This is a genomic window from Dermacoccus barathri, assembly GCF_015070805.1.
Taxonomy (GTDB): domain Bacteria; phylum Actinomycetota; class Actinomycetes; order Actinomycetales; family Dermatophilaceae; genus Dermacoccus; species Dermacoccus abyssi.
In genome coordinates, this window is sequence record NZ_JADCTK010000013.1 from 1 (window position 1) to 1,051 (window position 1,051).

The following is a 1,051-nucleotide window of genomic DNA, read 5'->3' on the forward strand; positions in this document are numbered from 1 at the left end:
CGGCGTTCTTCGCGAGGTACTGACGCAGCAACCGGTTCGTGTTTTCGTTCGTGCCGCGCTGCCATGGCGAACGGGCGTCACAGAAGAACACTTGCATGCCCAGGGCGTGCGTCACCTGGTCGTGGAAGGCCATTTCCCTGCCGCGATCCCACGTCAACGACCGACGAAACTGCGGCGGCACGTCGGCGAGATTCTCGATGAGAGCGTCCCTGACGGCGTCAGCCTTATACCCGTCGGGCAGGGCAACGACGCGCACCAGGCGGGTGGAGCGTTCGACGAGGGTGGCCACGGCGGACGGGCGCTGGCCCATGATGAGGTCACCTTCCCAATGGCCGACTTCGGCCCGGTCTTCGACGCTGGCGGGTCGATCGTGAATGGAGGCCATGTTCCGCAACACGCCGCGGCGTTGTCGGGGCTTCGCGACGCGCGCATGGCGCAGGGATCGCCCTGATCGCAGGAGGCTTCCCTGTCGTGGCGCACGGATCTGGCCGGTGTACAGGGCGTGGTAGATCGACTCGTGCGACAACGAATCCTGCTGTTCGCGCCGTAGCCAGTGGGCGATCTGGGTGGGTGACCACCCTCGTTCCAGCTTCGCCGCGACTAGGCTCGACAGCGCCGGGTCGCGGTGGAGGCGTGAGGGTTTCGGGCGGCGCGCGTTGCGCCACGCGCCCGCGTCAGCGCTGGCCGCGCGATAGGTGCCGGGGCCGCCGTGGCGGGCGACTTCGCGGCTGATGCTCGTGTGATGCCGTCCCAGCCGAGCGGCGATGACACGGCACGATAAGCCGGCGGCGAGGCCGCGGGAGATCTCTTCACGTTCACTCAGCGACAGGTGCCGCCGGTTCCGGGCGCGCGGCGGCGGTTTCACTCCGCCATGGCGGCGCAGCAGCGTCCGGACTGGGGTTTGGCTGACGCCGATCGTGCGGGCGATGAGCCTGATCGACTCACCCTTCGCCCACAACGCCCAGACGTTCTCCTGCTGCTCGTTCGACAACCCGGCCATGACACCCACGATCCCCTATCGGTGGTGGTGCGTTGACCGGTTGAACTCGCC

Annotated in this window: 1 protein-coding gene; it reads right to left on the minus strand. The window is 68.0% G+C overall.

All coding sequences use genetic code 11. From position 1 onward, the window contains the following. Positions 1-1,000 (minus strand): IS30 family transposase (locus tag IM689_RS14480; RefSeq protein ID WP_193644557.1); only part of this gene is annotated, 1,000 nt, incomplete at its 3' end. Positions 1,001-1,051 lie beyond the last annotated feature (51 nt).